The 22,474-nt window shown below is 58.0% G+C and carries 20 protein-coding genes; 13 read left to right on the top strand and 7 right to left on the bottom strand.

Annotation, left to right across the window (positions count from 1 at the left end):
- Nucleotides 1-54 precede the first annotated feature (54 nt).
- The 5 genes from WNZ14_RS00480 (at nucleotide 55) to WNZ14_RS00500 (ending at nucleotide 6,609) form a co-directional block, all read left to right on the top strand.
- Complete coding sequence (locus tag WNZ14_RS00480; protein WP_342866658.1) at nucleotides 55-1,155, top strand: ABC transporter ATP-binding protein; 1,101 nt, start codon at nucleotides 55-57, stop codon at nucleotides 1,153-1,155.
- A 79-nt stretch (nucleotides 1,156-1,234) separates the two neighbouring features.
- Nucleotides 1,235-2,344 carry an extracellular solute-binding protein gene (locus WNZ14_RS00485; RefSeq protein WP_342866659.1) on the top strand — a complete coding sequence of 370 codons (1,110 nt, stop codon included), beginning with the start codon at nucleotides 1,235-1,237 and terminating at the stop codon, nucleotides 2,342-2,344.
- A gap of 95 nt (nucleotides 2,345-2,439) precedes the next feature.
- On the top strand, nucleotides 2,440-4,023 hold the full coding sequence (locus WNZ14_RS00490) for an ABC transporter permease (protein ID WP_342866660.1): 1,584 nt from the start codon (nucleotides 2,440-2,442) through the stop codon (nucleotides 4,021-4,023).
- Between the two features lie 400 nt (nucleotides 4,024-4,423).
- Nucleotides 4,424-5,206 (top strand): ABC transporter permease, encoded by a 783-nt coding sequence (locus WNZ14_RS00495; protein ID WP_342868470.1) that lies wholly within the window; start codon nucleotides 4,424-4,426, stop codon nucleotides 5,204-5,206.
- 170 nt (nucleotides 5,207-5,376) lie between these two features.
- Nucleotides 5,377-6,609 carry a M24 family metallopeptidase gene (locus tag WNZ14_RS00500; RefSeq protein WP_342866661.1) on the top strand — a complete coding sequence of 411 codons (1,233 nt, stop codon included), beginning with the start codon at nucleotides 5,377-5,379 and terminating at the stop codon, nucleotides 6,607-6,609.
- Nucleotides 6,610-6,651: 42 nt separating this feature from the next.
- On the opposite strand, the gene WNZ14_RS00505 is transcribed toward WNZ14_RS00500, so the two are convergent.
- The gene (locus WNZ14_RS00505) at nucleotides 6,652-7,446 is read right to left on the bottom strand and encodes a DeoR/GlpR family DNA-binding transcription regulator (RefSeq protein WP_342866662.1); all 795 of its coding nucleotides are present in this window, start codon (nucleotides 7,444-7,446) and stop codon (nucleotides 6,652-6,654) included.
- Nucleotides 7,447-7,686: 240 nt separating this feature from the next.
- Between WNZ14_RS00505 and WNZ14_RS00510 the strand changes: the two genes are divergently transcribed.
- From WNZ14_RS00510 to WNZ14_RS00530, 5 genes are all read left to right on the top strand, one after another.
- Nucleotides 7,687-8,673: an ABC transporter substrate-binding protein gene (locus tag WNZ14_RS00510; RefSeq protein WP_342866663.1), complete on the top strand. Its 987-nt coding sequence runs from the start codon at nucleotides 7,687-7,689 to the stop codon at nucleotides 8,671-8,673.
- A gap of 154 nt (nucleotides 8,674-8,827) precedes the next feature.
- Nucleotides 8,828-9,847 carry a betaine/proline/choline family ABC transporter ATP-binding protein gene (locus WNZ14_RS00515; protein ID WP_342866664.1) on the top strand — a complete coding sequence of 340 codons (1,020 nt, stop codon included), beginning with the start codon at nucleotides 8,828-8,830 and terminating at the stop codon, nucleotides 9,845-9,847.
- 23 nt (nucleotides 9,848-9,870) lie between these two features.
- A complete protein-coding gene (locus WNZ14_RS00520; RefSeq protein WP_342868471.1) occupies nucleotides 9,871-11,874 on the top strand; it encodes an ABC transporter permease subunit in 2,004 nt (667 codons plus the stop codon).
- A gap of 3 nt (nucleotides 11,875-11,877) precedes the next feature.
- Nucleotides 11,878-12,774 (top strand): choline/ethanolamine kinase family protein, encoded by an 897-nt coding sequence (locus WNZ14_RS00525; RefSeq protein WP_342866665.1) that lies wholly within the window; start codon nucleotides 11,878-11,880, stop codon nucleotides 12,772-12,774.
- Nucleotides 12,771-15,212, top strand: coding sequence for an FAD-dependent oxidoreductase (locus tag WNZ14_RS00530; protein WP_342866666.1), 2,442 nt, complete (start codon nucleotides 12,771-12,773; stop codon nucleotides 15,210-15,212). Before WNZ14_RS00525 ends, WNZ14_RS00530 begins: the two co-directional genes overlap by 4 nt.
- 23 nt (nucleotides 15,213-15,235) lie before the next feature.
- Here the strand turns inward: WNZ14_RS00530 and WNZ14_RS00535 are convergent, their stop codons facing one another.
- The gene (locus tag WNZ14_RS00535; protein WP_342866667.1) at nucleotides 15,236-15,862 is read right to left on the bottom strand and encodes a class I SAM-dependent methyltransferase; all 627 of its coding nucleotides are present in this window, start codon (nucleotides 15,860-15,862) and stop codon (nucleotides 15,236-15,238) included.
- A 108-nt stretch (nucleotides 15,863-15,970) separates the two neighbouring features.
- On the opposite strand from WNZ14_RS00535, the gene WNZ14_RS00540 reads away from it, so the two are divergent.
- From WNZ14_RS00540 to WNZ14_RS00550, 3 genes are all read left to right on the top strand, one after another.
- Complete coding sequence (locus WNZ14_RS00540; RefSeq protein WP_342866668.1) at nucleotides 15,971-16,882, top strand: choline/ethanolamine kinase family protein; 912 nt, start codon at nucleotides 15,971-15,973, stop codon at nucleotides 16,880-16,882.
- A gap of 69 nt (nucleotides 16,883-16,951) precedes the next feature.
- Nucleotides 16,952-17,656, top strand: a complete 705-nt coding sequence (locus WNZ14_RS00545) for a type 1 glutamine amidotransferase (RefSeq protein WP_342866669.1) — start codon at nucleotides 16,952-16,954, stop codon at nucleotides 17,654-17,656.
- Between the two features lie 207 nt (nucleotides 17,657-17,863).
- Nucleotides 17,864-18,475: a hypothetical protein gene (locus WNZ14_RS00550; protein WP_342866670.1), complete on the top strand. Its 612-nt coding sequence runs from the start codon at nucleotides 17,864-17,866 to the stop codon at nucleotides 18,473-18,475.
- A 96-nt stretch (nucleotides 18,476-18,571) separates the two neighbouring features.
- Here WNZ14_RS00550 and WNZ14_RS00555 read toward each other — a convergent pair whose 3' ends face one another.
- From WNZ14_RS00555 to WNZ14_RS00575, 5 genes are all read right to left on the bottom strand, one after another.
- Complete coding sequence (locus WNZ14_RS00555; protein WP_342868472.1) at nucleotides 18,572-19,798, bottom strand: ABC transporter substrate-binding protein; 1,227 nt, start codon at nucleotides 19,796-19,798, stop codon at nucleotides 18,572-18,574.
- Between the two features lie 70 nt (nucleotides 19,799-19,868).
- Entirely contained in the window at nucleotides 19,869-20,273 is a 405-nt protein-coding gene (locus WNZ14_RS00560) for a hypothetical protein (protein ID WP_342866671.1), read from the bottom strand.
- 3 nt (nucleotides 20,274-20,276) lie between these two features.
- Nucleotides 20,277-21,326 carry an aldo/keto reductase gene (locus tag WNZ14_RS00565; RefSeq protein ID WP_342866672.1) on the bottom strand — a complete coding sequence of 350 codons (1,050 nt, stop codon included), beginning with the start codon at nucleotides 21,324-21,326 and terminating at the stop codon, nucleotides 20,277-20,279.
- Complete coding sequence (locus WNZ14_RS00570; RefSeq protein ID WP_342866673.1) at nucleotides 21,313-21,669, bottom strand: TIGR04076 family protein; 357 nt, start codon at nucleotides 21,667-21,669, stop codon at nucleotides 21,313-21,315. Before WNZ14_RS00570 ends, WNZ14_RS00565 begins: the two co-directional genes overlap by 14 nt.
- Nucleotides 21,666-22,391, bottom strand: a complete 726-nt coding sequence (locus WNZ14_RS00575; RefSeq protein ID WP_342866674.1) for a GntR family transcriptional regulator — start codon at nucleotides 22,389-22,391, stop codon at nucleotides 21,666-21,668. Before WNZ14_RS00575 ends, WNZ14_RS00570 begins: the two co-directional genes overlap by 4 nt.
- Nucleotides 22,392-22,474 lie beyond the last annotated feature (83 nt).

Consider the following 22,474-nt stretch of genomic DNA (forward strand, 5'->3'; position numbering starts at 1 on the left):
GTCATCTATGAAGGGGAAGGGCGAAACAGCCCGCAGCAAGTTAGGGAGCGTGTTTTGGTATCAACCAACACGGACGACGGTTTCGTCGTGTTCGACGGTGTGCAGAAGAGCTATGACGGGGAAAATCTCGTCGTAAAGGATCTCAATCTTTCCATAGCGAAAGGTGAGTTCCTGACAATGCTAGGACCCTCGGGATCCGGCAAGACCACCTGCCTGATGATGCTCGCAGGCTTCGAGACCGCCACCAACGGCGCGATCAGGCTGGGCGGAAAGGAGATCAACAACATCCCCCCGCACAAGCGCGGCATCGGCATGGTGTTCCAGAATTACGCCTTGTTCCCGCACATGACTGTGGCTGAGAACCTTTCTTTTCCGCTTGAAGTTCGCAAGATCGGAAAGAGTGAACGCGAGACAAAGGTCCAGCGCGCACTCGACATGGTTCAGATGGGCGACTTCGGCGGCCGACGGCCGGCGCAGTTGTCGGGCGGTCAACAGCAGCGTATCGCCTTGGCACGCGCGCTGGTTTTCGAAGCCGAACTCGTGCTGATGGACGAACCTCTAGGCGCGCTAGACAAGCAATTGCGTGAACATATGCAGTTCGAGATCAAGCATATCGCTGACAATCTCGGCATCACGGTTGTTTATGTCACCCATGACCAGACAGAGGCGCTGACCATGTCGGATCGGGTCGCCGTGTTCGAGGATGGCCGCATTCAGCAGCTGGCGCCCCCGGACGAGCTCTATGAGCAACCGAAAAACAGTTTTGTTGCCCAGTTTATCGGCGAGAACAACACGCTGATGGGCAAGATCGAAAAGATCGACAAAGAGACCGCCGTCGTCCGGCTTGATAATGGCGATCTTATTGATACGGTCCCCGTCAACGTCAGCAATGTCGGCGACCGGACACTTGTGTCCATCCGCCCCGAGCGGGTGGAATTCAACCGTGAGCGACTGCTGCCAGACGCTCACACACTCAAGGCCGAAGTGCTCGAATTCATCTACATGGGTGACATCTACCGCACACGGCTCCGGGTTGCGGGAAAAGACGATTTCATCGTCAAGACCCGTAACGCTCCCGATCAGCGGCGGCTCAAGCCGGGCGAAGTGATCGAAATCGGCTGGCGTCCACAGGACTGTCGTGCGCTGGACGCCTGAGCCTTAGACCATACCCCCCAAGTGAGTGCCCGATCCATGGGGGGAACCATAAACGGGTATCCTAACAAGGAGAACAAATATGAAATTGAAACTCGCAATCCTGATGTGCGGAGCCGCACTGGTAGCTACCGGCACACATGCCCAAGATACCAAGATGGCCGACAGCATGACCATCGTCAGCTGGGGCGGCGCTTACCAGAAGAGCCAGATCAATGCCTATGCCGAGCCCTACAAGGCGATGCATCCTGAGGTCGAGGTCATCTGGGACGAAAGCTCCAACGAGGCCGTTGCAAAGCTGCGCGCCATGAACGAAGCCGGCAACATCACCTGGGATCTGGTGGACGTTGTTGCCGCCGATGCCATTCGTCTTTGCGATGAAGGCCTCGCGATGGAATACGACCCGGATGAGCTGCTGGCCCCTGCGCCCGATGGCACGCCGGCTTCGGAAGACTTTGGCGACCTGATTGTCAGCGACTGCTACATACCGCAGATCGTTTATTCGACCACGTTCGGCTACCGCACGGATATGGTTGGTGACACGCCACCTACCAATATTTGCGACGTGTTTGACCTTGAAAAGTATCCTGGCAAGCGTGCGCTGGAAAAGCGCCCGATCAACAACATGGAATGGGCCCTGCTTTGCGACGGTGTCGCCAAGGCAGACGTCTATGATGTGCTGGAAACCGAAGAAGGTCAGGCCAAGGCTCTTGCCAAGCTCGACACCATCAAGGACCAGGTTGTCTGGTGGTCTGCCGGTGCTGATACACCGCAGCTTCTCGCTGACGGCGAAGTCGTCATGGGTTCGACCTACAATGGTCGTCTGTTCAGCCTGATCGAAGAGCAGAAGCAGCCTGTTGCCATGCTCTGGGACGCTCAGGTGTTCGACCTTGATGGCTGGATCATCCCGGCTGGTCTGCCTGCTGACCGTCTGGCTCGCGTCAAGGACTTCCTGATGTTTGCCACAGACACGCAGCGTCTGGCTGACCAGGCCAAGTACATCTCGTACGGCCCGGCTCGCAAGTCGTCGGCACCGCTGGTGGGTCAGCATGCCGATCTCGGCATCGACATGGCTCCGCATATGCCGACCGATCCGGCAAATGCCAAGAACACCTTCCTGTACAACTACACATGGTGGGCTGATTACCGCGACGACCTGGACGCAAAGTTCCAGGCCTGGCTCGCTCAGTAATCTTTGAACAACTCTGGAAGGGGCCGCCCGGCGGCCCCTTTCAAGCCAAGCATGCCCGATGAATTGACGCAGATAGCAGGACGGAGCCGGCCCCAATGACCGATGCCACGAACAGCCCTTCAACCGGTCCGATGCTGTCTGCTGACGGCACCCCGCTCAAGAAGAGCCTGCAAATTGCGCTTCGCCGGCAGAAATTGCGGGCGCTTATGTTGATAGCGCCTCTACTTTTGTTCGTGCTGATAAGCTTCATTGCACCGATCGCTGACATGCTGTTCCGTTCGGTCGAAAACGACATCGTTTCAGAGACCATTCCGCGCACTGTCATCGCTCTCGAAGATTGGGACTACGACGAAGGTAATGCTGCTGCGCCCAGTGACGATGTCTTTGCGGCACTTTATGTGGATCTGTCCGAGGCTGAAGAACTCAAGACCCATACGCGTCTCGGCTCTCGCCTCAATTATGAGACCACCGGCATGTCGTCGCTCTTCCGCAAGACCGGTCGCGGCATCGGCCGGATGGACACAGACGAATACACCAAGCAATTCGAGACGCTGGATCCGAGATGGGCCGAACCGGCTGTCTGGGTTGAGCTGATGCAGTCGTCCGGCGTGGCCGACGCATTGCCGGAAACAGCTTCGGCATGGAAATCCTGGCAGCGCATTGTCATCGACAAGAATGACGTTCTTGCTGAGGAGCAGCCCGAGGACTTCATCTACACCATGCTCTACCGCGATCTGGTCAGCCAACCGGCGAGCGCCATTTCCGCCTATACCGGAGCCAATTCCGATATGCTCACAGCGGCCGATGCCGCGGTAGACGGATTTGAGGCAATCCCGCTGCAGGAACAGTTCGTCGAAATCGACAAGGATTGGGCCAGCGCGGAAATCTGGGGCACCATCAAGGCCTTCTCCTCGCCCTACACCGCCGGTTACTTTCTGTCCTCTGTCGATTTGCAATTGACGCCCGCAGGCATCGAGAAGCAGCCGGAAAACCAGCAGATCTACATGCTGCTGTTCGGCCGCACGATGTTCATGAGCATGGTGATCATGGGGTCGTGCATCCTGCTCGGCTATCCGATCGCCTATCTGCTTTCGAATCTGCCTATGCGGACCTCCAACCTGCTGCTCATCCTGGTGCTGTTGCCGTTCTGGACGTCGCTTCTGGTGCGAACATCAGCCTGGAAAGTGCTGTTGCAGCAACAGGGGGTGATCAACGATATTCTGGTGTGGCTTGGCCTGGTCAGCGATGGCGATCGGTTGACGATGATCAACAACCAGTTCGGCACCATCGTGGCTATGACCCACATCCTGTTGCCGTTCATGATCCTGCCGCTGTATTCGGTAATGAAGACCATTCCGCAAACCTATGTGCGCGCAGCCAAATCGCTCGGTGCGACGGACTGGACCGCCTTCTGGCGGGTCTATTTCCCGCAATCGGTGCCCGGCATCGGCGCCGGCTCGATTCTCGTCTTCATCCTGTCCATCGGCTACTACATCACGCCTGAACTGGTGGGCGGCACGACGGGCACCTTTATTTCCAACCGGATCGCCTACCACATATCGTCCTCGCTCAACTGGGGCTTAGCTGCCGCGCTGGGGACGATCCTGCTGGCGGTCGTGCTGCTGCTCTACTGGGTCTATGACCGCATCGTGGGCATCGACAATGTGAGCCTGGGATAGACCAATGCGCAAATTCAAAAAGCCTGCAGTCGATCTTGTCCGCTTCGTGTTGCCGCTCATGGCGCTCGCTGGCGCCGGTTTCGGCTTTCTTGTCGGTACTGCCAACGGATCGCCTCTTCTGGGCATTGTCATCGGCACAATCAGCAGCGCGGCTCTGGCCTGGGTGCTGGTCAAATTTGTCCCATCCAAGCGGGGTGGCATGGCCGTAGCGACCGTTCTGTTTGCAATCTGCGGTCTGATGTTGGCCGGGACCGGGGGCGTCATCGGCGGTGTGGTGGTCGGCTTCGTGCTTGGCTGGCTCAGCTACTGGCTCGCATCCGGTGACTATCGCGCAGGCACACCGATCTACGCCACCTCGCGCCAAGTGCTGTGGCACAATACCTTCAAGCTGATCTGTGGGTTGATTTTCTTTTTCCTGATTGCCCCGATCGTCACTGTGATGCCGCTGAGCTTCAATGCCGAGAACTTTTTCACCTTCACACCGGCGATGCTGGCGTTCGATCCCGAAGGTTATTCGCTCAAGCATTATCGTGATTTCTTCACCAATCCCGACTGGCAACAGGCGCTGGTGAATTCGGTGCAGATTGCGCCGGCGGCGACCATCATCTCGGTCACGCTCGGCACGCTCGCAGCCATCGGTCTGTCGCAGCCGCATGTGCCGTTCCGGCGGGCGATCATGGCGATCCTGATTTCGCCTATGATCGTGCCGCTGATCATTTCAGCAGCTGGCATGTATTTCTTCTATTCCCGCATCGGTCTGCAGGGCACCTATATCGGCGTCGTGCTGGCACATGCGGCGCTGGGCATTCCCTTCGTCATCATCACCGTCACGGCAACGCTTGTCGGCTTCGACAAATCGCTGACAAGGGCCGCAGCCAATATGGGCGCCGATCCCGTCACCACCTTCTTCAGGGTGCAGATGCCGCTGATTCTGCCGGGCGTTATCTCCGGCGGCCTGTTTGCGTTCATCACCTCGTTTGATGAAGTTGTGGTGGTGCTGTTCGTTGGTTCGGCGGGTCAGAAGACGCTGCCCTGGCAGATGTTCATCGGCCTGCGTGAACAGATCAGCCCGACCATTCTCGCGGTAGCCACTATCCTGGTGGGAATCTCGATCGTGCTGCTGACCGTAGTGGAAGTCCTGCGCCGACGGTCTGAGCGCCTGCGGGGCATGTCTCCGGGTTGATCACCCTCCTCGCGCCTGACGTCGCGGAACAGCCATACCATGTCAATTCCGGTCGCGATTTCGCGCGCGGAATTGTCTATGCTGACTTAGCCGGTTTCACTTCCCGGCCAGGCCAACGTTCGCGGCAATAGGGTCGCGGGCCATCAGGCCCAATTGAAGCGATCCTCAAAATGACAAATCTCACCAGCACGGACGATATGCTGCATGTCTTCCAATGGAAGAATGGAGAAAAGGAATGGTCACCGTTCTCGGCGGCCGAGATGGACCGGCGCCAGAATGACATGCGCGCTCATCTGGCGGCCAAGAACATCGATGCCGCAGTTTTCACCTCCTACCAGGGCATCTGCTATTATTCAGGTTTCCTCTACTGCTATTTCGGCCGCAAGTTCGGCTTCGTGCTGACGCAGGACACCGCCACCACCGTCTCGGCAGGGATCGATGGAGGTCAGCCATGGCGGCGCAGCCACAGTGACAACATCATCTATTCCGACTGGCGCCGGGAGAATTTCTTCACCGCGCTGAAATCCCTCGTCCCTGCTGGTGCACGCCGCGTCGGCATCGAATTTGATCATGTCTCTCTCGATTTCCGCAAGCTTCTCGGCGACGCCTTTCCGGGCGTCGAGTTGGTTGACGTCGCCGAAGCCTCGATGTGGATGCGCACGATGAAATCAGCTGAAGAGCACGCGCTGATCCGTGAAGGCACGCGGGTCTGCAATGTCGGCGCGCGCGCGGTGATGGAGGCAATTGCCGAAGGCGTACCCGAATACGAAGTGGCACTCGCCTCGACGCAAGCCATGGTTCGCGAAATCGGCAAGAGTTTTCCCTTCGTCGAGCTGATGGACACTTGGACATGGTTTCAGTCAGGCATCATGACCGACGGTGCCCACAACCCCGTCACCAACAAGAAGATCGCGCGCGGCGATATCTTGTCGCTCAACTGCTTCCCGATGATCTTCGGCTACTACACCGCCATCGAACGCACCCTTTTCTGCGAAGAAGCATCTAACGCCCATCTCGATCTGTGGGAGAAGAACTGCGCGGTGATGAAGGCCGGCTCAGACCTGATGGGTCCCGGCAAGAAATGTTCCGATATCGCACTGGCGCTCAACGACATGTACCGCGGCTGGGATTTGCTGAAGTACAGATCCTTCGGTTACGGCCACTCATTCGGGGTCCTCTCGCACTACTACGGCCGTGAAGCCGGCGTGGAGCTGCGTGAGGATGTTGATACCGTGCTCGAGCCCGGCATGGTCGTCTCGATGGAGCCCATGATCATGATCCCGGAAGGCATGCCGGGCGCCGGCGGGTACCGCGAACATGACATATTCATCATCACCGAGACTGGCGCGGAAAACATCACCAATTTCCCCTATGGGCCGGAAGAGATGATCATCCACCGCTAGAGAAAACCACAGAAACACGTGAAGCCGCTGACAGCTGCGGCTTCACGTGTCACTGACATCCTTGCGATTGTCTGACCCGGTTCCGGCAATGATCAGCTGGGTGCCCGCTTGAGCCAATGCATCGGCGATATCTTCTGCCACCAGTTCATCGGTGATCAGATTGCCAATCGCATCAAACCCCGCGACCGAAACAAGCCCACGGCGACCGAACTTGGTGTGATCAGTCACGACGTAGCTTTGTGCTCCCCGCGACAGCATCATCCGCGCGAACTCAGCTTCCTCCAGATCGAAATCCATCACGCCGGATCCAGCATCGATCGCCCCGGCGGAAATGATCGCATGGGCGACCGAGAACTTGGCGATGAACTCGATCGCGGAAACCCCGAACGCCGCGCCGGAATCGCTTCTGAGTTCGCCGCCCGCCATATACACCTTGTTGCCGTTGACCGTTGCCAATGTCCGGGCAATATCAGAGGAATTGGTGACGACGGTGAGCCGCCTGTGACCGAGAAGTTCTCGTGCCACAAAGCTTGTGGTGGTTCCGGTGTCGAGCATCACCGAATCCCCATCATGGATCAGCTGCGCCATCTCGCGAGCTATGCGACGCTTGGCGTCAGCATTCTCGCGCATTCTGCGCTGAAACGGCGCTTCGCCCACCTGCCCTGCCAATCCGACAGCACCATGGATCTTGAGCACAGATCCGTTTTCAGTCAGCGGCCGCACATCGCGCCGAACAGTTTCCAGCGAAACGCCAAGACGGGCCGCAAGACCCGAAATGGTCACAGTGCCTTCATCGGCCAGGATTCGCATGATCTCGGTGTGACGTTTGGACAGCATTGGCGCAAACCCGTTGAGCTGCCTGTTTTCTAGGCGAACAACGCCATCGAATCAATCAAAACAAAATCATCCGGGCATCAAAGCAATAAATTACCACAGAATTGATTGACAAGGATAGGATCGTGGTGTCGGATCAAGAGGTTAACAAGTCACGCACGGGTGCGCTTCCGTTTGCCCTCTTAAGCAAAGCGGGGAATACGCCGGAATGCGGGACACAACAGGGTGAACAGGAGGCTCGACATGCATTCAGCCAATCTCTTTTCAGGCCGTACTTTCAGACAAATGACAGCAGCGCTCATCATTTCGGGCGCTTCCTGCATCGGCCTGTCTGCTCCGGCTATGGCTCAGGAATCGACTGACCCGATCAAACTGACGCTCCATGACTGGACCGGACAGCTGATCACGACCGAAATCATGGGCGAAGTGCTCAAGAAGGCCGGCTATTCCATTGAATACGTCCAGGCCGATTATCTGGCACAGTTTGCCGGGCTTGAAACCGGCGACCTGCATGTCGCCATGGAAATGTGGGAAACCACGGGCCGCGAAGCCATGGACGAAGCCACCGCCACCGGCAAGGTGGAGAACTTCGGCCCGACCGGCATGAAGGCCAAGGAAGAGTGGTGGTACCCCTCCTACATGGCTGAGAAATGCCCGGGCCTGCCCAACTGGGAAGCGCTCAAGGAAGAAGCCTGCGCAGAAGCATTCTCGACTGCGGAAACCGCCCCCAAGGGCCGTTACCTTGGCGGACCTGTCACCTGGGGCGGATTTGACGACGAACGCGTTGAAGCTCTCGACCTGCCGTTCGAAGTGATTCACGCGGGAACAGACGCAGCCCTCTTCGCGGAGCTCGAAAGCGCCTATCAGCGCAAGGCCCCGATCATGCTGTGGATCTATGCCCCGCATTGGGCACCCGCCAAGTATGAAGGTTCCTGGGTCGAATTCCCTGAGTATTCAACCGAGTGCTACAACGACCCTTCAGTGGGCATCAACCCTGATGCAGCTTATGACTGCGGCAAGCCGTTCGGCGAAATCTGGAAGGTCGGCTGGGCCGGCGTGAAGGACAAATGGCCGGGCGCCTATGACGCGATCAAGGCTTTCACCATCGACAATGACGAGATGGGCAAGATGATCACAGAGGTCGATCTTGACGGCAAGTCCGTTTCCGATGTCGTGGCCGAATGGATGGGCGCCAATGAGGCTCGCTGGTCCGGCTGGATCAAGAAGTAATCCTTCAAAGGATCGGATGCACTTGCATCCCCTCTGAATTGGCAACCGGGCCTTCCTGGGCCCGGTTGCCAGTCAATCCGTAACGGATCACCGCTGGATTTGCTTCTGCCGGAACTCCGATACAACAACAACTGCGTTTCCGACCGAGTTCCCCATGACCACTCCCGAAGCCAAGCTCGTCTGTCGCAATGTATGGAAACTCTTCGGCACCGACGCCGCAGCTTTTCTTTCAGCGCACGAAGGACATCCCGAGCCCGCTGCAATCGCCGAAGCCGGCCTTGTGGGAGCCGTCAGGCAGGTCGACCTGGATGTCCACGAGGGCGAGATTTTCGTCATCATGGGACTGTCGGGCTCCGGCAAGTCGACGCTGGTCCGATTGATGTCACGACTGATCGAGCCCACCGGTGGCGATGTTCTGTTCAAGGGTGAAAACCTGCTCAAGGTCTCGCAGGCGCGCATGATTGAAATCCGCCGCCACCAGATGGGCATGGTATTTCAGCATTTCGCCCTGTTGCCGCACCTCACCGTCCTCGACAATGTGGCTTTTCCACTCGATATTCAGGGCATGAACAGAACCGCCCGCGAAGCCCGGGCGCGTGAAATGATTGAACTGGTCGGTCTGGCGGGCAAGGAAAGCGCCTTTCCGCGACAGTTGTCCGGTGGCCAACAGCAGCGTGTTGGCATTGCCAGATCACTCGCAGTCGAACCTGAAATCTGGTTTCTTGACGAGCCGTTCTCCGCTCTCGATCCACTGATCCGTCGCGAGATGCAAGACGAGTTCATGCGACTGCAGACCAAGTTGCACAAGACAATCGTGTTCATCACCCATGATTTCGACGAAGCGATCCGTCTCGCCGACAGGATCGCCATCATGAAGGATGGGGAAATTGTGCAGGCAGGCACCCCCGAAGAAATCGTTCTGACACCAGCCACACCCTATGTGGCCGAATTCACCCGGAGCGTGGCCCGCGCAAAGGTCATCCGCACACGCAGCCTCATGGTGCCGTTCGACGGCAATATCGAAGGACCAACCGTCTCCGCCCAGTCCAACATCGCAGACGCGGCGCCTTTGTTTCTGGATGGCATAAGTCATCTCGGTGTGACGGATGGATCCGGCCGGATAATCGGCCGGCTCGACCGTGACGCGATTGTCTCATTGATGTTGCAGGGCTGAGCATGACGACCTCCAGCAGTCAAATGGTGCAAACCGATGCGGCTCAGGATTTGAAGCCGTCCGTTCGGCTGCCGCTTGCATGGCTGCTGGCTGTTAGCGCCTTCGTCGCATTCTGGTTGCTTGCAAAGCCCATCATGCCCGCGGCCTTTGACTATCCGAAAGCCTATGTGGTGAAGCTGGCAAAGTGGATCAGCGCGGCGATGAAGTGGCTGATTGACGAAGCGAGCTTCGGCCTGTTCAGCTTCACTGACCTTACCCGCTTCATCTCCAAAGTGCTGGACGTGCCTTACACGGTGGCCTCAAGCCTGCTCTCCACAGGCTTTCTGGAAGGCAGCGGCTCTTCGGCAATCCAGATCGTGCCTCCCTTGCCTTGGGTCGCCGTTATTGGCCTTGTCATGTTGCTCGGTCACTGGCTCGGAGGCCGCTCGCTGGCTTTGCTTGCAGGAGGCTGTTTCCTGTTCATCGCCGTCTTCGGGCAATGGACCAGCGCCATGATTACACTTGCTTCAATCCTTGTCGCAGCGCCGCTCGGGGTCATGTTCGGTTTGTTGTTCGGCATTGCCGCGTGGCGCTGGCGCTGGGTCGAGCGCATGATCATGCCATTGCTCGATCTCATGCAGACCATTCCCGTATTCGCTTACCTTGTCCCTGTACTGTTCCTGTTCGGCTTTGGCCCGACGGCAGCCGTGATAGCAACCCTGGTTTTCGCCACCCCACCAATGATCCGGATCACCATTCTGGCCCTGCGCGCGGTGCCAGGTGAGATTATCGATCTGGGACATATGGTCGGCTGCACCCAGCGTCAGATGACCTGGCGGGTCATGGTGCCGGCCGCCCGTGAGAGCCTGATGGTCGGCATGAACCAGGTGATCATGCTGTCGCTCAACATGGTCATCATCGCCTCGATGATCGGCGCCGGCGGGTTGGGATTCGATGTTCTGGCTGCCCTCCGCCGGCTTGATTTCGGTGCTGGTCTTGAGGCCGGTTTCGCCATTGTGGCCCTGGCAATTGCCATGGACCGGCTGAGCCAAGCCGCTGCCGAGAAACTGTCTGCGCCATCACCCGAAGTGCAGACTTCCGGCATTCTTTCCCGTCATCCGTATCTGGTGGCCGCAACAGCAATTATTCTGGCCACCACGGCGCTCGGTTATCTGGTACCTGGTATCCACACCTATCCCGAAGCTCTTGAACTATCGACCGGAACCTTCTGGTCGGAAGTCGTCGCCTGGATCAACATCAACTATTTCGACACGCTTGAAGCGATCAAGAATGCAATGCTGCTCAATGTTCTGATCCCGTTCAAACGCTTCCTTGGCGATCTGCCCTGGCTCGGCGTGACGGCATTTCTAGGCTTTGCCGGCTACAGACTTGGCGGTTGGCGGCTGGCTTTGCTTACAACCTGTCTTTCCCTGTTCATAGCGGTCACCGGCCAGTGGGAAAAGGCCATGATCACCGTCTATCTCTGCGGCATCTCGGCCGTGCTTGCAGCGCTTATCGGTCTGCCCATCGGCATCTTTTCCGCCACCCGCGACCGGGTCTGGTCATGGGTCCAGGTCGCAATCGACACCCTGCAGACGCTGCCTAGCTTCGTCTATCTGATGCCGGCGGTGATGCTGTTCCGGGTCGGTGATTTCACCGCCATGATCGCCGTTGTCGCTTTCGCCATTGCCCCTGCCATCCGCTACACCGCACTCGGCATCCGCAAGGTCGATCCAAAACTGATCGAAGCCGGTCGCGCCATGGGCTGCACCGAATGGCAGATCCTCACCCGCATCCGATTGAAGCTGGCGCTTCCCGAGATTCTGCTCGGACTGAACCAGACCATCATGTTTGCCCTGTCCATGCTGGTCATCACAGCGCTGGTCGGAACCCGTGACCTTGGTCAGGAGGTCTACATCGCCTTGACCAAGGCCGACACAGGCCGGGGCCTCGTTGCAGGCTTTTCCATTGCCGCCATTGCCATCATCGCCGACCGGTTGATCTCGGCCGGTGCAATCCATGCCAGACGCCGCCTCGGCCTGGAGTGATCCATGACTGACTCAACCTCCCTTGACCGTATCCACGCCCTGCCCTGCTTTTCTGGCTCGATCGAAATCGAACCGCTGACTGGCGGTCTGAGCAATGAGAGCTGGCTTGTCAGAGATGGGGCGGGGCGGCATGTCGTGCGCCTCGGGCGGGATTTTCCATTTCACCATGTCGATCGAAATCGGGAAGTCATGACCGCTCGCGCTGCCCATGCCGCGGGCTTCGCGCCACGGGTCGAATATTCCGAACCCGGCATCATGGTGTCGGCCTTTCTTGATGCACACACCTTCGATGCCGCCGACGTCCGCGCCAATCCTGAACGTATCGGCCAGCTCATCCGCGAATTCCATACCACCATGCCACGTCACATCGAGGGCCCGGGCTTCATGTTCTGGGTCTTCCACGTCATCCGTGATTACGCCCGCACGCTTGTTGCAGGCAGATCGCGCATGACCGACAGGCTGCCAGCTTGGCTCGAACTCGCCGAAAGCCTCGAAGCCGCTCAACACCCGTTACCTATTGTTTTCGGACACAATGATCTGCTGCCCGCCAATTTCCTCGATGATGGACACAAGCTCTGGCTGATTGATTTTGAGTATGCCGGTTTCTCGACCGCCATGTTCGATATTGCCGGAGCAGCTTCGAATGCTGAAATGAATGAAGCTGAAGCCGCAGCTTTGCTGGAGCTGGCGCTGGGTTCATCGCCCGATCCCGCCCTCACAAGATCCTTTCACGCCATGCAATGTGCGTCGCTGCTGCGCGAAACGCTATGGAGCCTGGTCTCTGAACTCCACCTCGACGCCCCGGGTGCAAACTACGAGGCCTATACCGCCGAAAACCTCGATCGTCTCGACGCCGCTCTTGACCAGTACCATTCGACCTATGGAAAGACATCATCATGACACTCCCTGACCGGGCCCAAATCGTCGTCATCGGCGGCGGCATCATCGGTTGCTCCACTGCTTACCATCTCGCGCGTGACCACAAGGCGGATGTCGTCTTGCTTGAGCAGGGGCAATTGACGTCGGGATCAACCTGGCACGCAGCCGGTCTTGTCGGACAGTTGCGCTCATCAGCCTCAATCACCAAGGTGCTCAAATATTCGGTCGACCTCTACAAGCGGCTCGATCAGGAGACCGGGCTGGAAACCGGCTGGAAGATGTCAGGGTGCCTGCGGCTTGCCACCAATCAGGACCGCTGGACCGAATACCGGCGGCTCGCAACAACGGCGCAGAGCTTCGGCATGGACATGCATCTCTTGTCGCCACAGGAAGCCAAGGCGATGTTCCCGCTGATGCAGGTCGATGATCTGGTTGGTGCCAGCTGGTTGCCCACCGATGGACAGGCAAGCCCCTCAGACATCACCCAATCGCTGGCCAAGGGCGCGCGCATGCATGGCGCAAAAATTGTCGAGAACGTGCGGGTCACCGGCTTCGACATGAAAGACGGCCGCATTCTGGCGGTCAAGACCAACAAGGGCGACATCGCCTGCGAAAAGGTGGTCAATTGCGCGGGCCAGTGGGCTCGCCAGGTCGGCGTCATGGCGGGCATCAATGTGCCGCTGCAGCCGGTTAAGCATCAATATGTCATCACCGACAAGATCGATGGACTTTCAAGTGACGCTCCGACCATCCGTGATCCCGATCGCCGGACCTATTTCAAGGAGGAAGTCGGCGGGCTGTCCTTTGGCGGTTATGAGCCAAACCCCTTGGGCTGGACCATGGACGACGTCCCCAACGATTTCGAGTTCCAGCTTTTCGATGATGATTATGATCATTTCGAGCAGCACATGATGCAGGCGATTGAGCGGGTTCCAGCGCTCAACAATGTCGGCGTCAAGCAGATGATCAACGGCCCAGAAAGCTTCACACCGGATGGCAACTTCATTCTCGGCCCGGCGCCCGAATGCGTGAACATGTTCGTCGGCGCCGGTTTCAATGCCTTCGGCATCGCTTCGGGCGGCGGCGCCGGCTGGGTGCTCGCACAATGGGTGATCGACGGCGAGGCACCGCTCGATCTCTGGGTGGTCGATATCCGGCGTTTTTCCGAGATGCACAAGGACCGGCAGTGGGTCAACAACCGCACTCTCGAAGCCTATGGCAAGCACTATGCCATCGGCTTTCCCCATGTCGAATACGAGTCCGGTCGCCCGCGCATCGTCTCTCCACTCTATGAACGATTGAAGTCGCACCGCGCAGTCTTCGGCTCCAAGCTCGGTTGGGAACGCCCCAACTGGTTCGCGCCCGACGGCATGGAAGCTTCAGACATTCCAACGATGGGCCGCCAGAACTGGTTTGACGCGGTCGGTGACGAACACCGTCATGTCCGCGAGAACGTCGGCATCTTCGACCAATCCTCCTTCGCCAAATACGAGATCACCGGTTCGGATGCGCTCTCGGCCCTCAGCCGTATCTGTGCCAATGACGTCACAAAGCCGACCGGACGGTTGACCTACACACAGTTGCTCAACACCCGAGGCGGCATTGAGGCGGACTTGACGGTGGCTCGCCTGGCTGATGAGAAATTCTACGTGGTGACCGGCACGGGCTTTCGCACCCATGATCTGGCCTGGATCAGGGAGCACGTTCCCGATGGCTCGGATGTCCATATCGAAGACATCACCGAAGCCTATGGAACCCTGTCGCTCATGGGTCCGCACGCCCGTGATGTCTTGGCAAAGGTCACAGCGGCCGACGTATCAAACGCCGCCTTCCCCTTTGGCCATGTACGCGAGATCGATATTGCCGGCCACACGGTCAGGGCCTTGCGGGTCACTTATGTTGGCGAGCTCGGATGGGAACTTCACGTACCGATCGGCGCCACCGGCGAGATATTCGACACACTTATGGATGCAGGCCAGACCTGGAATATCCGTCCCATTGGATACCGGGCACTGGAATCTCTGCGCCTGGAAAAAGGCTATCGCGCATGGGGCTCGGACATCACGCCCAATGACACGCCTTTTGAAGCGGGCCTCGGCTGGGCGGTGCGTCGCAACTCGAACACCGGATTTGTCGGACAGCAAGCTCTGGCTGAAATTGCAGGCAAGCCGCTGACAAAGCGTTTCGCCGGGTTCGTCATCGATGATCCAGATGCTGTTCTGGTTGGTCGCGAAACCATTTTGCGCAACGGCGAACCAGTCGGATATCTCACCTCAGGCGGCTATGGCTACACCATCGGCAAGAGCATCGGCTACGGCTATGTCCGCAATGACGACGGCGTTTCTGACGAGTTCCTGCAGGAGGGCAGCTACGAACTCGTCATCGCGATGGATCGTGTTCCGGCGAAGATCGGCATGAAACCTTTCATCGATCCGGCAAACACAAAGGTGAAAGCCTGAGCCTCGGGATACCGGATGTGCGATCAGGTAACCTTGAGAGCAATGCAGCGACTCGGCGTGGTGCCTGCCTCGCCGGGCATCGATACATAAGGGCCGGTGTCATCGATCTTGGTACAGATGCCCTGTTGCTCAAACTCGGCGATACGCTGACCGAAGCTTGCCTGCCATAGCACGTCCTTGATGGTGAGCACGATGACACCACCTGGTTTGCAAATACGTATCAGATCGTCGAGGCCTTCAATCCCGACATGGCCCGATGTAAAGACACCAGCAGATATGATGGCGGCAAAATGATTGTCTGAAAATGGCAATGTAATGCCGAGAGCGGCTTGGTGCAGCGCCTTGTAGACACCCTTGCGTTCGGCAACCTTGAGCATGCCTTCGGAGATATCCAGCCCCTCGATCTGGTCGTAGCCGGTAATTGCCAGCCACTCCCCGATCAACCCGGTGCCGGCACCTGCATCAAGCAGAGGGGCTGCCCCCTTGGGCACGTATCGCGCCAGAATGGCTAGTGAAATGGCTGGATGACGGTACCCGGCGAGTGACATGTCACTGTCGTAATTCTCTGCCCAGGCGTCATAGACACGGGCAACATCTTCTGCGGTCTCGGCCGTATACACGGCCCCCAGACGGGCTGTCTTGTTTTCCATGTCCATATCCCGTTCGTCTGTTGATGCGTTGCCTGTTACCATAGCCATTTCAACGACTTTGTGGAACTGTACCAAGGCAGATGATTGAGAAAAAGGAGGCCCACCGCCATGTCAGATGAAACAGAAACACAACTGCGTGCGAGCCTCTCCGCGATTCCCTCACTCGCCGGATACAGCGGTCCTGTCGAGCGGTTGGGCGGATTGACCAATCTGGTCTTCCGGGTCCGCGACGCATGTGTCCGCCTGCCGGGGGCAGGTACCGAGGAATACATCAACAGGTCTCACGAGGCCGAAGCCGCAAAGGCCGCCGCCGATGCCGGTGTCAGCCCGGAAGTCATCTACGCAGATCCGGACACAGGCGTAATGGCTACCCGCTTCATCGACGGGGCGGTTACCATGACGCCCGACGCTTTCCGCGCGGATCCCGGTTCAGTCAGGCGAGCCGGTGAAGCCTTTCGCCAGTTGCACACTTCCGGGGCAAAGTTCCCCTTCACGTTCGAGCTGTTTGCCATGATCGACGAGTATCTCGCGATCCTGTCGAGCAAGGATGTGGCGTTGCCTGATGGTTATCATGATGTGGTCAGCGAAGCGCAAACCGTAAGAGCGGCGCTGGCACGAAACCCGGTCCAATTGGTCGCCTGTCATTGTGATCCCCTGTGCGAAAATTTCCTCGACACCGGCGAGCGGATCTTCATTGTCGATTGGGAGTATTCCGGCATGAACGATCCGATGTGGGATCTGGGAGACCTTTCGGTCGAGGGCGAATTCGATGCCAACCAGGATCAGGCACTGCTCGAAGCCTATTCCGGCGGCGAACCCGCACCCGGTGACCGCGCGCGGATGGTCATCTACAAGGCGATGTGCGATCTGCTCTGGACGCTCTGGGGACTGATCCAGCTTGCCAACAACAATCCGGCTGATGATTTCCGCGCCTATGCTGATGGCCGCTTTGCGCGCTGCAGAAAGCTGATGGCGAGCGACGAATTTTCTGACAGTCTCACGATCCTGCAAACGTCCTGAGGCCGGATCGTCCGTGGATACCCAAATACTTCTGCCCGATCTCAGCCGAACTCTCACTTGGTCACTCCCATGCGCATCCTCGTCATACAGCATTCCAGCAAAGAACATGCCGGCGGGTTCAGACCACTGTTCGAACGTGATGGCCACCAGATCGTCACCTGCACGGCCCCGCAGGAGATCGGTGATGTTGACCTGAGCAATGTTGATGGGCTCTGGGTCCTCGGCGGGCCGATGCAGGTGTGGGAGGCCGATGAGCTCCCATGGCTGGCCAAGGAAATCGAAGTGATCCGCGAAGCTGTCGTTGAGCGCAAACTGCCCTATTTTGGCATTTGCCTCGGCCATCAGCTTCTGGCGCACGTGCTGGGCGGCACGGTCGGCGTGGCGGCGCAATCGGAGGTCGGGTTGCTGCATGCCAACAAGATTGGAGCGCCGCCGATGTTGGACGCTGTTCCCGGCAGGTTTCCGTGCTTTCAATGGCACAGCGCCGAGGTCAGCCAACTTCCGGCTGGCGCAACAATCCTGGCAGAGACCGATTACTGCGCGGTCCAGGCCATGGCATGGGGCCGCAGCGTGAGTTCGGTTCAATTTCATGCCGAACTGGATGTGGCCACGCTTTCGGATTGGTATGAAATCGAGGGCTGCGAAGAAGCTCTCAGGCAAGAGATCGGAGATGCTGCGGACCATGTTTTTGATGATCTGGCCGCCTCAGAACCGGCGCTCTCCCGCATGAGGGCCTGCCTCTATCAGCATTGGTTGACAGGTTTCACGGCCTGAAATCTCCGCCGTCTCTCTCCAAACAGCCTCCTCATATCAGAGCTCTGGAACTTTCCTCACCGATCCACGTTGTTCAGCCGCGGGGCTATTGCATTTTGCTGGCCTGATAGGATCGAAGGAGATTTCAAATGAACGGTATCATCTATCTGGTTGGCCTTGTGGTCGTGGTCATGTTTATTCTTTCCATGCTTGGTCTGCGGTAAGAACATGGAATCCACAGGCGTTAAAACTGCACTGGTTCATCCAGATAATCTGCCGCAAGGTCAGTCCTATCTAGAATGGGGTGCAGTATGGGGAGGTAGCGTTATCGCTATTGCCACATCCACTGTCCTTGTACAATTCGGCGGAAGCGCAGGTCTTGCGCTAGGCGATCCTATGCTCGCCAATGGCGAGCCATCCTGGCAGGTTATCGTTGCAAGTCTATGGCTGTTCTTGACTGCCTTGGCGAGTTCGGCCGCTGGCGGATACATCGCCGGTCGCATGCGCAGCCGCTGGGGCGACGCAGCCAAGACAGAAGTCGAGTTTCGCGATGGCGTTCATGGACTTTCGGTCTGGGCTGTAGCGACCCTCACGGTTGCCGCGTTTGCCGCGCTTACAGCAGCACTTGCAGGCATGGGTGTAAACGCAGCCGCTGTTCAGGATGTTCCGGAAAACGTCGCCGAATACACAACGACCTTGACCGTTGTCTATGGCTTTGCAGCCGGTGCTGCGGCAGCCCTCGGCGCAGGCGCAGCATGGTGGTTTGCAAGCCTTGGCGGCAGCCATCGTGATGAAGCAACTGACGTTAACCTGCTCACGCCGCGCTTTCTGCGCCGCTGAGACCCAGTTCTCGAACCTTTATGAATCAAGATGGGCGCCACAACTGTGGCGCCCATCTTTCTTACCTGAGACAAAGTGGCACGCGAGTGCCAACCATTATTTCATCGAAGCCTTTACCTCCGCCACATCGGAAGCTGTCATCTCACCACTGGTAACAACTTCGCCAGCCTTGATCTGCCAAAGGCGGAACGGGCCGGAAATATCACCATACTGGTCAAATGACACGTTGCCGATAACGCCCTGATAGTTGATCGCCTTGCCTTCACTGATCAGGGCCAGCGCCTTCTTGAACTCTTCAGGCCCGGCGTAGATTACCTCACCTGCTGGATCGACCACAGCCCGGATGGCGTCACGAATGGCATCTGATTCAGCCTTCCCGGCCTTGGCCACAGCAAGGCCAACAATCGCGCCGGCATCATAGGACCGGTCTGCCGCAGGCGCCGATGGAGCGATACCGCCGGAGAAAGCTTCGTAATTGGCATAGAAATATTTGGTCGACGCCGTCTCGGTGGTGCCCGATGAGGTGCCGTAGGCGCCTTCAAGGTACTCAGCGCCGACAGCCTCGATGAAATCCGTCGAGTTCATTCCGTCATTGAGAAGGAATTTCTGCGGGCCGCCCTGGCTAACCCAGGCGCGGGCCACAGTCGCTCCGTCGACTGGATAGCTGATCAGATAGAGGGCTTCCGGGCTCCCTTCCATCGCCGCAGTGACTTCTGCGCTGTAGTTGGGCTGATTCTCATTATAGGGGGTTGTCGAGGTAATCTCGCCGCCAAGCGCCTCATAGGAAGCGGTAAATTCCCGCATCATGTTGACGCCGAAATCATTATTCACGTGAACGATCGCAAGCTTCTTCAAACCTGAATCGATGGCGTACTTCGCAGCTGCAATTCCCTGCAACGCGTCAGACGTGATGGTGCGGAAGAAATAGCCGCCGGTCTTGCCGTCACGGCTGAGCTGCGTCAGCGTCGGGCTCGAAGATGCGGGCGACACCTGCACGACACCTGCTGCGGCGGTGACAGATGTGAGGATCGGAATTGACACCGACGAGATGATGCCGCCGATCACAACAGGAACCTGCTTCACGTTGACCAACTGCGTTGCCTGATCAACAGCAACATTGCCCTGGCTCTGGCTGTCGCGGGTATCGGTAACCAGATCGCAGCCCAGCACACCGCCGGCTTCATTGATATCGCGGAATGCCATTTCCACCGATTTCGCCCCAGCCTGTCCGTAGGCGCCTGCCGGGCCGGTCAATTCCATCACCATACCGATGGTAACATCGCACGCCTGCGAGCTGAGCGCGGAGGCACAAAGCATTGCCATTGCAAGGCCGGATTTCTTGATCATGTTCATTCTGGTTCTCCTTGTTATGGGGCCTCTCTCGCCCGTTTTGTTATGTCGTAATCCAGGTTTCCTGAAGCTGCCGCCAGACCACCCCTTCGGGTGCATCCCGGTCAGCACTGAACACAGCAGAAGAGCGGCGGGCAGATTTCTCACCGTCGATCACCTGATGTTCGTCGTAGATCACAAGCGCAATGTCGTCGCCGATCTGCCGCGCTGCAATCAATTCCACTTTGATTTCGAAATCCGCCGGACGTTTGCCGCGGGCGTTCGTGATCATCAACAAAATTTCGTTTGTGCCGATCGTGTTCGCATCCGGCTCGATCATCACCATATCCGGCGCAAAGGCGCGCAGCGATGCCGCGAGCTCTGCCTCACTGGCGCGACCGGTGAACCATTCCACGAAAAAATGGTGGCGGTTGACGACTTCAGCCTTGGCACGCGCTATCAGGTCCACGGATCAGTGCCCCTCTTTGTTCAGATTGTACTTCATCACCGAGCCATGCTTGCCGGTGAGGTCTCGCTCGAGGGTATAAACATCGCCGGGCACAGGATTGGCGCGAGCCAGAACGGCGTTGATCTCGGCAAAATCCTGTTCGCTCAGCTGGAGGCCAGGGATCGCCAGATTGTTGTCGAGATGATTGCGATTGCGCGCACCGACGATCACTGCGGCAACGCCGGGGCGTTCGAGAACCACACGGCTGGCAATCGAGGCAATGTCGCTCTCATGGCGTGCGGCAACGGCCGAAAGCACTTTCAACAGATCCTGAAACAGGTCCCAGCCGCCAAACTCATCGACGATCAGCTTGTACTTGATCAACGACCGGTTTTCGAAAGGCGGTTGAAGTTCCGGCACGCCAAGCATGCGTTCAGAGAACAGTCCGCCACCCACCGATCCGTAACAAAGAAGACTGACCCCTTGTTCCTTGGCCGCCGCAGCCATCAAGCGCGACGGCCGGTCATCGATCAGCGAGTATTGCACCTGCATCGATACCAGCGGCACGCCCGCATTGATGATCCGCAGCATTTGTTCTGTGTTGAAATTTGTGCCGCCAATATTGGCGATCTTGCCTTCCCGCCGGAGCTCGGCGAGCCAGGTGGCCACTTCGACCTGACGGTCGATCTCGTAATTCCACCAATGAAACTGGACCAGATTGAGCTGCTCCATGTTGAGCCGCGACAATGAAGTCTCGATCGCCTTGGCTACATCAGCCTTCGTCAAGCTGGCCAGATTGCCGAGATCAGGCACAAATTTCGTGTGCACCTTGATCCGGCTCAGTGCCTCAGCACCCCGGACCCGCTCGTATTCTTTGCGGAAATCCCCGATCAGCGCTTCCACACCGGTGTAGATGTCGGCGCAATCAAATGTTGTGATGCCCGCATCAGCAAAGGCAATCATGTCCTCTATTCCGGCTTGCCGGTCGATTTCACCGTGCCCGCCGGCAAGCTGCCATCCGCCCTTGATAACGCGCGAAATCCGGTGCCCCCGCGCAAGATCAAAGGTCTGCATCATCATCTCCCAATGTCACCGCTGTGGTATCTGCGTGATTGAAATACCGCAGTTTCGTGCGACTGATCCTCAATCGAGACGGACAATGCGGATCCGGACAGGCAACTTCTGCATCTGTCGACATCCAGTCATTCGGGTGCGTCTGGCGTTGTTTGGCGGCCAGCAACGGCAGCACCGAGGCGAGCGAGTAAATCGAGATGCCCTGCCCGGGAGGCAGATGCAGCATCTCGCCGCGCAATTCGAAATAATCGCCGACATTTGCGCCGCACCAGATCTTGGCACCTTCGGGTGCAACAACTTCCACCCTCAGATCCCAAAGTTCGAAGCCATCTTTGCCGCTCACGAGGCACCTCCATTGTCTTCGCCCCAGAAGGACGGATCAGCTCTTTCCAATATCGCGAATGCCTGGCTGATATCAGCAGTCAACTCGCGCGTGACCAATGCTTTGTCGCCTGACTCGATGGCCGCGAGGATACCGCGGTGGTGCACCGTCGCGGCCATGTCGGTGAGCGGACTGTGCAGCTTTGCGGCAGCACGAACATAGGGCCCTGCCTGCATCCAAAGGCTTTCAACGATGGGCATAAACACCGAAGAACCGGCGGCCTCGTAAAGTTGGAAATGGAAAGCATGATTGAGCGTGGCAACTTCCTGCGCGTCACGGGTTTCCTCGTACTCTGCCGTCAGCGCTTCAAGCCGCTCGATATCGGCGCGGTCGAGGTTTGTAATCGCACGTGCGGCGAGCTCCCCTTCGATCAGCGTCCGGGCCTGGGCGATGTCGCGAGCCCGCTCCAGTGTCAGCAGGGGCACCCGAACCCGACGGTTGGGCATTGCCTCAAGCGCGCGCTCGGACACCAGCCGGGCCAGCGCTTCGCGAACCGGCATCGAACTGACCGACATCCGCTGTGCGACGTCTCCCGCAAGAAAGATCTCGCCCGCATCAAAACGCGCCTGAATGAGAGCATCACGAAGTTGTCGGTAGATCCGGTCCTGAACCGTCTCCCGCCCGACCGGGGCGAGCTGGTCAAGACCAGGTCCGTCAATCTTTGAGGTGGTCTGAAGGTTCATTCCGCCACTGCCCGCCTTCCTCGTAGGATCTTTACTTTAGTCCCAAAACATGATCCTGTAAATGATGAATGATAGTTGATCAA

Source organism: Hoeflea sp. AS60 (assembly GCF_038900115.1).
Lineage (GTDB): Bacteria > Pseudomonadota > Alphaproteobacteria > Rhizobiales > Rhizobiaceae > Hoeflea.